This is a genomic window from Rhodanobacter sp. GW835-FHT13D09 (genome assembly GCF_058793995.1).
On record NZ_JBXAGL010000004.1, the window covers coordinates 26,800 to 41,206 of the forward strand.

A 14,407-nucleotide genomic window follows, 5' to 3' on the forward strand; every position below is an offset into this window, starting at 1 on the left:
CCCTCCCCTTATGTAGGTTTGCGTGGACTTCACGCGGTTCTTGATTCCGCGAATTGCGCCTCCCCGGGCGCCTCCCGCGTGACGCACGTTTCCTGATCGGCGTGCTGGTGGATCTCCCAATCGCTGTCGCTGGCGTGAGTGACGAAGTGCGGGCGGAACACCAGGCACCAGGCGGGCACGATGAACATCGCCGCCAGCGCATTGAGGACGAGCATGAACGACAGCAACAGCGCCGCATCGGACTGGAAGCGCAGGTCCGACATGAAGATCCACAAGGCAACTCCGGCCACCAGCGTCACCGCGGTGAAACTGACCGCGTAGCCGGTGGTGCTGAACGCCTCGATCACCGCGCGCCGCAGGTCATGGACGCGGGCCATTTCCTCGCGGATGCGGTCCATGAAATAGACCGCGTAATCGATGCCCACGCCGACGCCGACGGCGATCACCGGCACCGCGTTGACGTCGATGCCGATATTGTTCCAGCCCATGTACGCATAGGTCAGCACGGTGGAGAACAGCATCGGCACCACCATCAGCACACCGGCGTGCAGCGAGCGGTAGTACGTCGTCACCAGCAGGAAGGCGATCAGCATGACCAGCGGGATGATCACCACGTTGTCGCGGTCGATCGCCTGGTTGGCTGCCGCCGTGACGCCGATGATGCCGCCCGCCAGTTCCATCGACAGCCCCTCCACGCCGGGGGCGATGGCGGCGATGCTGCGGCGCGCCTGCGCCATCGCCCGGTCGATGGTCACCGCGCGGTGGTCCTTGTAATAGAACACCACGTCGGCTTCATCGCCGGCCGGGTTGACGAACTCCTTGAGCGCGCCGGGGACAGGGCTCGACGCCATGTACGCGAACATCAGGCCGCCCACTTCGCGCGCGTCATGCGGAATCTGCGCCCAGCGGGGATCGTTGTAGTGGGTCAGGCGGTTGACCTGACGAACCACCAGCGGCAACGCCTTGGTGCCGCCGGTGTCCGGATCGAGCATCATGTCGGCCTGCAGCGACTCGATGGCATGCATGGCCTGTGGCTGCTTCAGCCCGTTGGGCTTGTCCGTGCGCACCAGCACATGCAGTTCCTCGGAGCCGGGAAACGCGGTGTTGATAGCCTTGGTCGACAGGTTGTAGTCGTGATTGCGCTTCAGCAACGGCGAACCGGGTTCGGAGTCGCCGATCTGCACATGCGCGGCGTAGTAGCCGCCCACCACGAACAGCAGCACCATCGCGCCGAGGATCGTCACGGCGCCGCGCTGGTTGCCGCCAGTGCGCGCCATGAAGGCGCCGAGCGCAGTCCGGATCGCATGATTCTTGTTCTGCGTCTTGCGTGGCGCGGGCAACACCGTCAGCGCCAGCGGCACCATGAAATGCACGGTGAAGATGACCGAAAGCGCCCAGAATCCTGCCGACAGGCCCAGTTTGTGGTCGAACGGCACCGTCGCCAGCACCAGCACGCCGATGCCCAACGCATCCACGATGATCGCCAGCGAGCCCGGGCGGAACAGCGCATCCAGCGCGTTGCGCGCCGCCTTCTTGCCGTCGTGTACGAGCTCGAACTCCTCGTAGTAGCGCGCCACCAGCTGCACACCGTGCGAAGTCGCCCGCGCCGCAATCAAGAACGGGATCGGCATCGCCAGCGGTTCCAGGTTGAAACCGCACAGCGCCATGAAACCCAGGCCCCAGATCGACGACAGGCTGATGCCGATCAGCGGCAGCAGCACGCCGTAGAAGCGCCGGAAGTACAGGATCAGCAGTGTCGCCAGCAGCGCCAGAGTGCCGAACAGGATGGCGATGATCTGGTCGAGGTAGGTGTAGACGTAGCCGGTCAGCACCGGGTTGCCGGTGGTGTAGATGTCGTAACCCGGTGTCGCGAGATCGGCACGCAGCTTCACCAGCGCGTTGATGAAGCTGGGATAGTCGATCTCCCCTTCGTTGAGCCGTGCCCGGATCAGTGCTGAACTGAAATCAGGCGAAACCAGCAGGCCGTAGACCTGGGGGTTCTCGACCACATCCGCCTTGAGCGCCTGCATGGCGGCCGCACTGCTGGCGGGATCCTGGGGATCGTAGTACGGCGTCGAGACGATGCTGCCGTCGCTGGCCAGATGGGTCGAGCGCACCGTGCGATGCGCCAGGCTGGACACCTGGTTGTGGTCGACGAATGGCAGGCTGTCCACGCCCTGGGTGGCCTTGTAGATCAGCGCCAGCGCCTGCGGATTGAAGATGGAGCCATCCTTTGCGCGGACCACCATCACCATCTGGTTGGCGCCGCCGAAGTTCTGCTTGATGCGGTTGTAGGTCTGGATGTAGGAGCTGCTTTGCGGCAGCAGATCGTTGAAGTCGGTGTACATCCTCAGTTTCGGCAGGAAGCTGGCAAAGACCGCCGTCACCAGCAGGATCAGGCCAAGCACAATCTTCGGATTGGCAAACAGCCACTGTTCGCCACGGATCAGGATTCCAGCAATGGTGTCACGGATTTTTTTCATGATGGGCGCCCTCAATCGGCCTGGTGGTTCGGACTGAGCCGATGCAGCTTGTCGCCGCCGGCGACGAATACCCCGCCAGACGGGAACAATGTCAATGCGGCCAGCTCGCCGGAGCCCGTACCCGCGTCGCCGGTATCGACGGCGGTCCAGGCGCCGGCGAGCCAGCGGATCACCCGACCGTCTGCGCCGACACCCCAGGCTGCGTCGCCCGCCCCGTTCAGGGCATAGATCGGCGCTTTCGCCGGGTTGTCGACGGCGGCCCAGGTCGCGCCGCCGTCGGAGGTGCCAAACAGCGCGCCCGCCACGCCGCTGACCCAGCCGTGGTCGCGATCCCTGAAATACATGGCGTAGGGATAGAAGTCGGCCGGCAACGGCGCCGACAACGTCCAGTGCGATCCAGCGTCAGACGTCACCGCCACGCTGCCGAACTCGCCGACGGCGATGCCATGCTGCGGATCGAAGAAGTGCACTGCGCTCAGGATGGCGTCCTTGTCCAGCGCCGTGGACGTCCAGGTCTTGCCCTGATCATTGCTCGAAGCGATGCCGGTGCGACTGCCCACGACCCACAGCCGATTCGTGCCGTCGCAAGTCATCGCGACGGGATCCATCTTGGTGTCGATCGGACGTGCCACCCATTGCCCGTCCTGATCCACCCAGACCCTGCGATGGAAGTCCAACGCCACCAGCATGCCGTCGGGACAGGCGCTGATGCCGACGATCGAAGCCGGCTGGGGAAGCTCTGTCCTCGCCCAGGTCTTGCCGGCGTCCCGGCTGACGAGCAGCGCGCCGCCAAGCGTGCCGGCCACCAGGCTGTGCGCCGTCGCCGCCACCGCATTGAATTGGTCGGTGCGACGAATCGGTTTGGCGCTTTCGGCGGCCGCCGCGGCGTCGCCATGGCCGGCCATTGTGCACGCGCCCAATGCGACGGCGAGCAAAGCCGCCAGCACCGGCATGCGCAGATGTTTCATCTTTATGAGTTGCATGTTTCCCCACCCTTGACGTGCATGGCACGACGGTGCCCGATATGCCTCGTTTCTCCCCCCGGAGGTGCGGAGCAGCTTCGCTGCTCCGCCTGCCGCTATGCGGCGGCTCCGGTTTTCCGCGCGTCGCGCTCGCGCGCCATGCGGAACGCCGTGTCCTCGATCATGTCTTCCTGCCCGCCGACCATCCCGCGCCGGCCCATTTCGAGCAGGATTTCCCGCGCCGGCACGCCGTACTTCTCCTCGGCGCGCCAGGCAAAACCGAGGAACGAGCCGTAGACGCCGGCGTAGCCGAGCGCCAGCGCATCGCGGCCGATGCGTTGCGGCGTTTTCTTCATCGGCACGACCAGGTCTTCGGCGACATCCTGGATCGCGAACAGATCGACCCCGGTCTCGATGCCCATCAGGTCGCACACGGTCACGAACACTTCCGTCTGCGTGTTGCCCGCGCCCGCGCCCAGCCCGGCGCAGGACGCGTCGATGCGGTTGGCGCCGGCTTCCACCGCGGCCACGCTGTTGGCCACCCCCATCGAGAGGTTGTTGTGTCCGTGGAAACCCAGCTCGGTTTCGGGGCGCAGCGCATGGCGCAACGCGCCGATCTTTTCCTGCACCTGCGCCGGCAGCATGTGGCCCGCCGAATCGGTCACGTAGATGCAGTTGGCGCCGTAGCCTTCCATCAGCTTGGCCTGCCCGATCAAGCCCTCGGCCGAGTTCATGTGGCTCATCATCAGGAAGCCGACGGTGTCCATGCCCAGCTTGCGTGCCTCGGTGATGTGCTCCTCGGACACGTCCGCCTCGGTGCAGTGCGTGGCGATGTAGATGCTGCGCACACCCAGGTCGTGTGCCTTCTTCAGGTGCGTCACCGTGCCGATGCCCGGCAGCAGCAGCGCGGACACCGTGGCGCGCTTCATCAGTGGAATGACCGTGGACAGGTACTCCTCGTCGGAGTGCTTGCCGAAGCCGTAGTTGACCGAGCCGCCGCCGAGGCCCTCGCCGTGGGTGACCTGGATCAGCGGGATGCCGGCCTGGTCCAGCCCGGTGGCCACAGCGGTCATCTGCTCCAGCGTCATCTGGTGGCGCATGGGATGCATGCCGTCGCGCAGCGTGACGTCGTGCAGGGTGATGCGTGTCTTTTTCGAATTCATGGTGCGGTCCTCAGGCCACTTGCAGGCTCAACGAGCCATCGAGAATGCGTTCGGCGAACATCTCCGCCGTGCGCGTCGCCGCGGCGGTCATGATGTCCAGGTTGCCGGAGTACTTCGGCAGGAAATCGCCCAGCCCCTCGACCTCCAGGTAGATCGAGACGCGGTTGCCCTCGAACACCGGACCCTGCACGACGCGGTAGCCGGGCACGTACTTCTGCACCTCGCCCACCATCTGCTGGATCGACTCGGTGATGGCGCGTTCGTCGGGCGCTTCCTCGGTCAGGCAGTACACCGTGTCGCGCATGATCAGCGGCGGCTTGGCGGGATTGAGGATGATGATGGCCTTGCCCTTTTTCGCGCCGCCCACCTTCTCGACGGCGCTGGCGGTGGTGACGGTGAACTCGTCGATGTTGAGGCGCGTGCCGGGGCCGGCCGAGCGCGAGGACACGGTGGCCACGATCTCGCCGTAGGCGACGGCTTGCACCCGCGACACGGCCGCCACCATCGGCACAGTCGCCTGGCCGCCGCAGGTGACCATGTTGAGGTTCATCTCGCGCTGTTCGGTGTGCTTCTGCAGGTTGATCGGCGGCACGCAGTACGGGCCGATCGCCGCCGGCGTGAGGTCGATCATCATCACGCCGAGCGCGGTGAGCTTGTCCGAGTTGGCCTTGTGCGCGTAGGCGCTGGTGGCGTCGAACGCGATCTGCACGCCGTCGCCATGCACGAACGGCAGCATGCCGTCGACGCCCTCGGCGGTGGTCTTGAGTCCGAGGTCGCGCGCGCGGGCCAGGCCTTCGGACGCCGGATCGACGCCGACCATCCAGACCGGCTCCAGTACCTCGGAGCGGCGCAGCTTGTAGAGTAGATCGGTGCCGATGTTGCCGGGACCGATGATGGCGCACTTGATCTTTTTCATTGTCCTATTCCTCGCATGGCTCAAACGAAGCGCATCGATACGCTGCCCAGGTCCTGGAAGCGCACGTGGATGGCATCCCCGGCGGCAACCGCAATCGCCTCCGTGGCGCCACCGCTCATGATGAAAGTGCCGGCCGGGAGCTCTTCGCCGCGACTGGCCAGGTGGTTGGCAAGTGCGGCCACCGCGACCGCCGGATGGCCGAGCACCGCCGCACCTGCGGCCATGGCGACAATCTCGCCGTTCTTCTCCATGACCAGCCCGAGCGTGCGCAGGTCCAGCCTTTCGACACCGCGCGCGACATCGCCGACGACGAAGCGTGAGGACGAGGTGTTGTCGGCGATCACGCTGGTCAGGTCGAAGCGGAAGTTCTCGTAGCGCGAGTCGATGATCTCTACCGCCGGCACCACGAAGTCGGTGGCGGCAAGCACCGCGCCGGCATGGCAACCGGGGCCGCGCAGCGGCTGTTTGAGCACGAAGGCGATCTCGGCTTCGACTTTCGGGTGGATCAGCTTCGACGCGTCGATCTCGCCGCCGTTGGCGACGCTCATGTAGTCGAAGAGCAGGCCGAACACCGGCGTGTCGACGCCCATCTGCTTCATCTTGGCGCGCGAGGTCAGCCCGGCCTTGAGCCCTGCGACGCGCTGGCCGCGTGCTTCCTTGCGGGCGCGGATCGCCTGTTGGATGGCATAGGCGTCGTCCCATTCAAGCGCGGGATGCGCATCGGTGATCTTGGCGACGGCGCTCGCATTGAGTTCGGCATCTTCGAGATACGCCGCAAGCTTCCGGATGGTTTCTTGGTCTAGGGTCATGACGTCAGCTCTTCAGGCGAAGCGCACCGAGCAGCTGCCGAGGCCGCCGACGCTGCAGTGGAAGGAATCGCCGGCCACGACCGGCATCAGCGGCGACTGCGAACCGGACAGGATCACCTCGCCGGCCTTGAGCGGGATGCCGAGCGCACCGAGCGTGTTGGCCAGCCAGGCCACCGCGTTGACCGGCGAGCCCTGTACCGCGGCACCGGCGGCGGTCGAGACGATGTCGCCGTTCTTCTCGACCACCATGCCGGCGACCGCGAGATCCAGCCCGCGCAGCGAGCGCGGCGTGCCGCCGAGCACGAATACGCCGCAGGAGGCGTTGTCGGCGACCGTGTCCTGGATCTTGATTTTCCAGTCCTGGATGCGCGAATCGACGATCTCGAAACAGGGCAGCACGAAGTCGGTGGCGCGCAGCACGTCGGCGGCGGTGATGCCCGGACCGTTGAGATCGGCCTTGAGGATGAACGCCACCTCAGCCTCGGCCTTGGGCGCGATCAGCGTGTCCACCGGGATCGGTTCGCCTTCGCTGTAGACCATGCCCGAGAGCAGCTGGCCGAAGTCCGGCTGGTAGACCTTGAGCATGTTCTGCACGGCTTTGGAGGTGACGCCGATCTTCTTGCCGACGACCGTCTCGCCCTTCTCGATGCGGCGCTCGATCATGCGCAGCTGGATGCGGTAGGCGTCGTCGATGCCGATGTCCGGCACGCGGTCGGTCAGCGGTGCCACCGCGCGGCGCCCGACCAGCGCCTCGTACAACTCGTCGCCGTGCTTCTGGATATCCTGCAGGTTCATGGCCATGGCTTCAGGCGGCCTCGTCGAGGAAGTCGGTGACCAGGCGCGCGAAACGCGCCGAGTGCTCGATCTGGGTCCAGTGGCCGCACTTGCCGAACACGTGCAGCTGCGCATTCGGAATCCAGTCGGCCAGGGTCAGCGAATTGGCCAGCGGAATCACCTGGTCCTCGCGGCCGTGGATCACCAGTGTTTCGTGCGGCAGCGCACGGATGTCCGCCGTCGACGTGCACAACGCATCCACTCCGCGCTGGCGCGGCGCCGGGAACATCGCCGAGAACGATTCCTGGAACCCGGGCCGGATGCTGGCGCGGTAGCGCAGCTCGGCCAGTTCGTCGGTGACCAGCGCGCGGTCGTAGGCGAACAGATCCATCATCTTGCGCATGTTCTCGAACGAAGGCTGGTAGCCCCAGACTTCGTCCAGCCCCGGCGTGATTTTGAACGGCACGCCGGCGGCCCCCATCAGCACCAGTCGGCGCACGCGCCCGGGATGGCGGACGGCCAGCGCCAGTGACAGCGCACCGCCGAAGGAGTTGCCGACCAGATCCACCTGCGGCAGCTTCAGCGCGTCCATCACGCCGATCGCGTGGGTGACCCAGTTGTCCATCGTGTAGTGGTAACCGGCGGGACGGTCGGTGAAACCGAAGCCGACCATGTCCGGCGCAACCACGCGACGGCGCTCGGCGAACGTCGGCATCACCGGCCGCCAGTTCGCGAAGGCGCTGACGCCGGGGCCGGAGCCGTGGATCAGCAGCAGCGGCACGCCGGCGGCGCCACGGTTGAGGTCGTGGTAGTTGGTGCGGATGCCGGCGGCGACGATGTCCTGGCCGATTTCGGGATTGCTGTGGGCGTTCATGTTGGTCTCTGGATGGCGGTCAGGCGTACTTGATGCAGACATTGCGCAGCTCGGTGTAGAACTCCAGCGAGTGCACGCCGCCTTCGCGGCCGATGCCGCTCTGCTTGCTGCCGCCGAACGGCGTGCGCAAATCGCGCAGGAACCAGCTGTTGATCCAGGTGAGGCCTACGTCGATCTGGCCGGCGATGCGATGGGCGCGGCCGAGGTTCTGGGTCCACACCGTGGTGCACAGGCCGTAGGGCGTGTCGTTGGCGAGCGCGACGACTTCGTCCTCGCGATCGAACGGCGCGATGTGGCAGCACGGCCCGAAGATCTCCTCACGCACCACTGCCGCGGTCTCGGGCAAGCCGGTCCAGATCGTCGGCTCGATCCACGAACCATCCTGCAGGCCGGCCGGCATCTTCGGCACGCCGCCGCCGGTGACGATGGTGGCGCCGTCGGCCTTGGCCTTGGCGTAGTAGCTCAGCACCTTCTGCTGATGCTCCTTCGAGATCAGCGGGCCGATACCGGTGGCCTTGTCGCCGGGCACGCCGGGCTTCATCGCTTCGGCCTTCTGCTTCAGCGCCGCAACGAACTTGTCGAAGATCGGCCGCTCGACGTAGACGCGCTCGGTGCCCAGGCAGACCTGGCCGCAGTTGACGAAGGCGGCGCGTGCGATGCCGTCCACCGCCGCATCGAAGTCCGCGTCGGCGAAGACGATACCGGCGTTCTTGCCGCCCAGCTCGAACGACACCGGCCGCAGGCCCTTCGAAGCCGCCCCCATGATGGCCTGGCCGGTGCGCGTCTCGCCGGTGAAAGTGATCGCATCGACGCCGCGGTGCGTGGTCAGGAACTCGCCGGCCGAATCCGGGCCGAGTCCGTGCACGACGTTGTAGACCCCCTTGGGCACGCCGACCGCATTCATTACCTCACCGAGCAGGGTCGCGGTGGCCGGAGTTTCCTCGGATGGCTTCACCACCACGGTGTTGCCGCAGGCCAGCGCTGGGCCGACCTTCCAGGTCATCAACAGCAACGGCAGGTTCCACGGGCAGACCACCGCGATCACGCCGCGCGGCTTGCGCAGCGAATAGTTCAGCGCGGCGCCGCCGTCCGGCGTCGCCATTTCGAAGGTTTCGGCCGGGACATTCTTGATGACGTCCGCGAAGACCTTGAAGTTGGCCGCGCCACGCGGGATGTCGATATGGCTGGCCATGCTGCGCGGCTTGCCGGTATCGGCGACCTCGGCGTCGAGGAATTCCTCGAAGCGGCGGTTGATCTCGTCGGCCACCTTGTACATCAGCTCGACGCGCTGCGTGACCGGCATGCGCCCCCAGGGACCGTTCATGGCCGCGCGCGCGGCGGCCACGGCGGCATCCACTTCCGGTCGCCCGCCTTCGCAGACGGCGCCAATCAGCGTGCCGTCGATCGGGTTGCGATTGTCGAAGGTCTTGCCGCTGGCCGAGGCGATGAACTCGCCATTGATGAAGTGCCGAAACTCTTTCATTGTCGAAACCAATTCGTGGATGGAAGTTGGGAAACGTGATTCATCGCGCCTCCTCGGACAGGCCTGCCGAGGCCAGTCCGGCGCGGGCACAGGCAGCGTCCTGTTCCGCGGAGCCGCCCGAAACACCGATGCCGCCGACCCGCACCGCCCCCGCATACATCGGCAGGCCGCCGCCGAACACCACCAGACGCGGGCGTTGCGGCATTCCGATGCGCAGCGCCGGGTCGCCGTCGAGCAGCGACATCCAGCGGTCGGTGGCGAAACCGAAACTGGCGGCGGTGTAGGCCTTATCGATCGCGATGTCGATCGAATGCAGGAACGCGCCCGGCATCCGCTGGAAGGCCATCAGCACGCCGGCTTCGTCGGTGACCGCCGCATTGATGCGGATGCCGAGCTGTTCGGCATGCTGCAACGCCGCCGTCACCGCGGCTTGCGCCGCTTCGGTGGTGACACTGGCGCGGGTATAACTGGCTTTCATCACATTCATCCGGTCATGTGTAAACCGAGACGAAGGAATCCGTCAGCTCACCGGTGTGGTAGAAGATGCTGCGCCCGATGTTCTCCTCGGTCCACGTGGTGACGGGACGATCGCGCTGGGCCTGGTAGCCGAGCCCCGCGAATGTCTCGTTGCGGTTGCCAGAGGGGTCGAAGAAATAGATCGTCTCGCCGCGTGTGAGTCCGTGGCGCGTCGGCGCTACGTCGATGCGCACCCGGTTCTTCGCCATCACGTCGCCGGCCTTGAGCACGTCGTGCCAGGAGTCGAGGAAGAACGACAGGTGGTGCAGGCCGGGCGTGGGGCCGCCAACGAAGGCGATATCGTGCGGCTTGCTGGAATGCGACAGGAAGGACGCGAGTTGGAAGGCGCCATCGGGGCCGACCAGGATCTGCTCGGTCTGGAAGAAGTTCAGCACCTCCTTGAAGAACTTGGTGTTCTCGGCCACCTTGTTGATGTTCTTTTCGGGGTTGAACTCGCACATCAGCAGGCAGTGGTCCAGCCAGTGCGCGCCCGCGCCCTTGATACTGTCCGGCCACGGGTCGGGATTGTCCGAGCCGACATCGGTGCCGACGTATTCCTTCTCGGCGAACAGCCGCATCTCGTGCCCGCTTGGCAACTCGAACGAGAGCATGCGGCCACAGGCCGGCAGGCTGTCGGCCGGAAGCTGCTTGAGCTTGATGCCGTAGGCCTTGATCTTTGCCGCGAGATCGTCGAGATCGCTGTCGCGCTCGACCTTGTAGGCCACATGGTTCATGCCGGCCCGGTCGGACGGCGTCAGGATGACCGAGTACTTGTCCCACTCGTCCCAGCACTTCAAATACTTGTTGCCTGCCGCATCGGTGTGCGTGACGCTCAGGCCGAGCACATTTTCGTAGTGTTTGATCGCAGCATCCATATCCATGACGCGGATGCTGATGTGCCCTATCCTCATGACTGCCATTTCGCTCTCCTCATCATCGATTATGGTCAAGCACTGATGCCGCGATACCGGCACCGCGCATCAGGTTTCGACGTACTTTTTCGCCGACGACTTCCAGCACGACGTCGGTCACCGGCGCCACGCGGCAGGCCAGCGTGTAACCCGCCGCTCCCTCATCCGCGCTTACGTGGGCCCGGCTGATCGCGCCCAGCTGCCGCACGCATCCGGAGTCCACATGCACCTTGCACACCCCGCAGCCGCCATTGGTGCAACCCACCGGTATGCCCTTGCGGCCCAGCCGCAACATGCCGCACAACAGGCTCTCGTTCCGGCCGCAGGCATAGCTCTCCCTGCTGCAGGAAATCGTCACCGACAACTGCAGTGACGCTGCGGTAGCGGATATCGCCATCCCGCCGGGCATGTCGCCACGTTCGTGTTCGCACGCTGCTGCATCGATTCGCATCGGCGTCTCCTACAAGGCCCGGAACAGCGGACTGCGCCGTGCCGCCGCGGCGGCATCGGCTGCGGTGATGAACTTCTCGGTATAGATGTCGCGTTCGAACAGCCGCCCTTGCATCAGGGTCGCGATGCAGGCCTCGATCATCGGCGGTGGGCCGCACAGGTAGGCCTGGTGGCCGCGGAAATCCGCGCTGGCGCCGCCGTCGTCGCTGAAGCGCCGCTTCAATTCTTCGTGCACGAAACCACGCGCACCGGTCCAAGGGTCGCTCTCGTCGAGGTTGGACAGCACCGGCACGTAGTGCAGCCGGGGATGCTCCTTCGCGAGCTGCTCGAAATGACTGGCGAAGTACAGTTCGCTGCGGTCGCGCGCGCCCTGGAACAGCCAGATGTCGTGCGCGAAATCTTCGGCCAGCAGATCGGCCAGCATCGATTTCGGGCTGGAAAGCCCCGAGCCGCCAGCCAGCAGGATCACCGGCAAGCCGGCTGACTTGCGCACGAAGAATCGGCCCATCGGCACGGTCAGCTGCAGCCGGTCGCCGGCCTTCAACACATCGTGCAGCCAGCCCGTGGCGGCACCGCCCGGCACCTTGCGTACGTGCAGTTCGATCAGCTCCTCGCCTGGCGCGTTGGCCAGCGAGAACGCACGCGGCCCTTCGACGCCCGGCAGGTGGATGTTGAGGTACTGGCCGGCCTGGAACGACACCGGCCGATCCGGACGCAGCCAGATGCCCTTGACCGTGGGCGTCAGGTCCTCGATCCGCACCACCTCGGCCTGGCGGTCCTCCAGCGGGAGGTACAGCGCATCCGGGTCCTCGTCGACATCGGCCTCGATCACCGCGTCGTCGTGCAGGGTCGCGCAGCAGGCCAGCGCCTGGCCCTCCTCCCGCTCGAAGTCCATCAAGGCAAACGGGCTGGCGTTGCCGTGCTCGAACTCGCCGCGCACGACCTGCACCTTGCAGGTGCCGCAAAGCCCGTGGCAGCACGCATGCGGCAGCCACACGCCCTGCCGCAGGCAGGCATCGAGGATGGTCTGGTCCTGCTCGACCTCCACGGTCTGCCCCAGGGGCTCGATGGTGAGCTGGTAGGACATGCCGCGATCTCCCTAGGAACCGCTGCCGGCGATGCCGGTCAAGCCAGGTGTAGAGAACTGCACCAACGATTTGTGCAGCAGACCGTTCTCCGCCAGGCTTTTGGCCGGATCGGGTTTCCAGTCAGCCTGGCCGTGCTGCCATTGAACTTTTTTCCAGTTGATCCTGCCGAAATCCGGATGCGAGCCGTACAGGCCGGGCAGCACTTCGTCGCGCAAAACGGCGAAAGGCATGTCCGCTGGCACCGGGATGCAAAACGGTGAGCAGAACATCAGGTGATCCCGCCAATGAAGATAGAGCAGGCGGTTGCCGTGGAAGTTTTCCTCGGCGTCGCGGGGGACGCCGGTATAGTCGGGTGCGAGTGCCTGGACGGCCATGCTCGAATCTCCTCGGAAGGTTGGGTGGCTTGCCTCAATCGGCGTCCGCGCCGCGGGCACCGGTCCAGCGATCCCAATTGGCCTTGTCGGGCGACAGGTCGTGGTCGCCGTTGTCCACCCCGGGCTCGAAGTGGTACCAGGCCAGCACGTCCGGCACGGTGGCGCCGCCGCAGTTGCCCTGGTAGATCTGGTGTACCGGCAGCCATGCCTGCACGTACTTCTCCGGCTCGTAGTCGAAGATGTCCTTGCAGCCGTCCGAACAGAAGTGGTACTTGGCGCCCTTGTAGTCGCTCTCGCGGAAGCAGATGCGCGTCGGGTCCGTGTCGACCTCGGTGAACAACATCGGGATCTGGCAGGTCTGGCACAGCATCGGAAGCCCGGCGCTGAACCAGCGCTCGCCTTTCTTCGCCAGGCCGTCCCAATGCTCGAAGCGAGGGCGATAAAACTTGTCGAAGGTCTCGGGATACTTTTCCGAGAGCCACTCCTTCTCGCCGTCGCCGGGTATCCAGGTGTGGAAGGCCGCGGCATGGGAAAAGTTGTAGAACGTGCTCCAGACCTGGTGCGACAGGTGGGCCTTCTCCTTCTGCGCCACCTCGTGGTATTTCGGCATGCGCACCCCGTAGCGGGACAGGTCCTCGAACAACGCGCCGCCGTTCTTCTCAAAGTAGATTTCCCAGGCTTCCGACCAGGACATCACGCGCTTGGGCAGCATGTAGTCCATCATCATCGCCACCAGCGCCAGCAGCCGGTAGCCGCGCCAGAACCACTTGTCGATCCAGCGCTGCACGATGGGAAGGTTGGCGGGGTCCTGCTCCAGCAGGAACTTCACGATCTCCAGCCCCAGCGTCATGTGACGCGACTCGTCCGACTGCGCGGAAAAGCCGAAGGTCACCGTGGCCATGTCGCCGTTGAATGCGGCGCCGGACATGAAGGGCATGAACAGCAGATTGGTCAGCACGTACTCGAAAGAGAACGAGATCGCCGTGACGAACTCGAACGGACCGGCCGTCATCGCGTCCTCGAAATAGGACTTGGGCACCGACAGGTACCAGACGCGGTCGTACATGTGGACGTTTTCGTGCAGGCCGCTGAAGAACTTGTTGTAGTGGCTGATGGTGTGGATCTGTGTCTGCGCATGGCGCAGTTCGTCGATCGCCTGCATCTGGCAGGCGATCCGCGCACCGACCCCTCGCAGGTTGCGGCCGGCCAAGGCATAGCCGCGGCTGGCGGCGTATTCCAGCGGCGATACGCCCTGGAAGAACAGCTTCAGCGCATTGATGTAGCGCGCATCGGTGACGTTGAGATGGCCGTTGTTCTGCTGGAACGCATCGATGATGGCGTAGAGCTTGCGTTCCTTTTCGCCCTGGAACTTCCAGTAGGCATCCATGGTGAGCCGGAACGGATCCTGCCAGCCTTCCCAGTTGTGGATCTTGATGCCTTCGAACTGGTCGAACGGAAAGACCTTGTCCATCGGCTGGTAGGTGGTGTCCCAGCCAAGGTCGCGCGTCATCAGGTTGTAGCGCTCTTTCAGGCCCAGCTTGCGCGGGGCCGCCTTGGCGGTGTCTGCGCCTTTCGCCACGATATCGGAGGCTCGCTTGTTCATG

At 65.3% G+C, this 14,407-nt stretch carries 14 protein-coding genes; all 14 read right to left on the bottom strand.

The window, feature by feature from the left end; genetic code table 11:
- Positions 1-29 precede the first annotated feature (29 nt).
- Entirely contained in the window at positions 30-2,483 is a 2,454-nt protein-coding gene (locus tag AC1Q5A_RS07405) for an efflux RND transporter permease subunit (protein ID WP_492699760.1), read from the bottom strand.
- A gap of 11 nt (positions 2,484-2,494) precedes the next feature.
- Entirely contained in the window at positions 2,495-3,466 is a 972-nt protein-coding gene (locus AC1Q5A_RS07410; RefSeq protein WP_492699762.1) for a WD40/YVTN/BNR-like repeat-containing protein, read from the bottom strand.
- Positions 3,467-3,561: 95 nt separating this feature from the next.
- Positions 3,562-4,608 carry a 4-hydroxy-2-oxovalerate aldolase gene (gene dmpG, locus AC1Q5A_RS07415; RefSeq protein WP_492699764.1) on the bottom strand — a complete coding sequence of 349 codons (1,047 nt, stop codon included), beginning with the start codon at positions 4,606-4,608 and terminating at the stop codon, positions 3,562-3,564.
- Positions 4,609-4,618: 10 nt separating this feature from the next.
- Positions 4,619-5,524 carry an acetaldehyde dehydrogenase (acetylating) gene (locus AC1Q5A_RS07420; protein WP_492699765.1) on the bottom strand — a complete coding sequence of 302 codons (906 nt, stop codon included), beginning with the start codon at positions 5,522-5,524 and terminating at the stop codon, positions 4,619-4,621.
- A gap of 20 nt (positions 5,525-5,544) precedes the next feature.
- Positions 5,545-6,333 carry a 2-oxo-3-hexenedioate decarboxylase gene (gene dmpH / locus AC1Q5A_RS07425; RefSeq protein WP_492699767.1) on the bottom strand — a complete coding sequence of 263 codons (789 nt, stop codon included), beginning with the start codon at positions 6,331-6,333 and terminating at the stop codon, positions 5,545-5,547.
- Between the two features lie 12 nt (positions 6,334-6,345).
- Positions 6,346-7,128, bottom strand: coding sequence for a 2-oxopent-4-enoate hydratase (dmpE, locus tag AC1Q5A_RS07430; RefSeq protein ID WP_492699769.1), 783 nt, complete (start codon positions 7,126-7,128; stop codon positions 6,346-6,348).
- A gap of 10 nt (positions 7,129-7,138) precedes the next feature.
- On the bottom strand, positions 7,139-7,981 hold the full coding sequence (locus AC1Q5A_RS07435; protein WP_492699771.1) for an alpha/beta fold hydrolase: 843 nt from the start codon (positions 7,979-7,981) through the stop codon (positions 7,139-7,141).
- A 19-nt stretch (positions 7,982-8,000) separates the two neighbouring features.
- Positions 8,001-9,464 carry a 2-hydroxymuconic semialdehyde dehydrogenase gene (locus AC1Q5A_RS07440; RefSeq protein ID WP_492699773.1) on the bottom strand — a complete coding sequence of 488 codons (1,464 nt, stop codon included), beginning with the start codon at positions 9,462-9,464 and terminating at the stop codon, positions 8,001-8,003.
- A 40-nt stretch (positions 9,465-9,504) separates the two neighbouring features.
- Complete coding sequence (locus AC1Q5A_RS07445) at positions 9,505-9,942, bottom strand: GlcG/HbpS family heme-binding protein (RefSeq protein WP_492699775.1); 438 nt, start codon at positions 9,940-9,942, stop codon at positions 9,505-9,507.
- Between the two features lie 13 nt (positions 9,943-9,955).
- On the bottom strand, positions 9,956-10,930 hold the full coding sequence (locus AC1Q5A_RS07450; RefSeq protein WP_492699777.1) for a catechol 2,3-dioxygenase: 975 nt from the start codon (positions 10,928-10,930) through the stop codon (positions 9,956-9,958).
- Positions 10,914-11,342, bottom strand: a complete 429-nt coding sequence (locus AC1Q5A_RS07455) for a 2Fe-2S iron-sulfur cluster-binding protein (protein ID WP_492699779.1) — start codon at positions 11,340-11,342, stop codon at positions 10,914-10,916. The genes AC1Q5A_RS07450 and AC1Q5A_RS07455 overlap by 17 nt, the downstream gene beginning before the upstream one ends.
- 9 nt (positions 11,343-11,351) lie before the next feature.
- Positions 11,352-12,428 (bottom strand): NADH:ubiquinone reductase (Na(+)-transporting) subunit F, encoded by a 1,077-nt coding sequence (locus tag AC1Q5A_RS07460; RefSeq protein ID WP_492699781.1) that lies wholly within the window; start codon positions 12,426-12,428, stop codon positions 11,352-11,354.
- 12 nt (positions 12,429-12,440) lie between these two features.
- Complete coding sequence (locus AC1Q5A_RS07465) at positions 12,441-12,803, bottom strand: phenol hydroxylase subunit P4 (protein WP_492699783.1); 363 nt, start codon at positions 12,801-12,803, stop codon at positions 12,441-12,443.
- A gap of 34 nt (positions 12,804-12,837) precedes the next feature.
- A complete protein-coding gene (locus AC1Q5A_RS07470) occupies positions 12,838-14,406 on the bottom strand; it encodes an aromatic/alkene/methane monooxygenase hydroxylase/oxygenase subunit alpha (RefSeq protein WP_492699785.1) in 1,569 nt (522 codons plus the stop codon).
- Position 14,407: the final 1 nt, after the last annotated feature.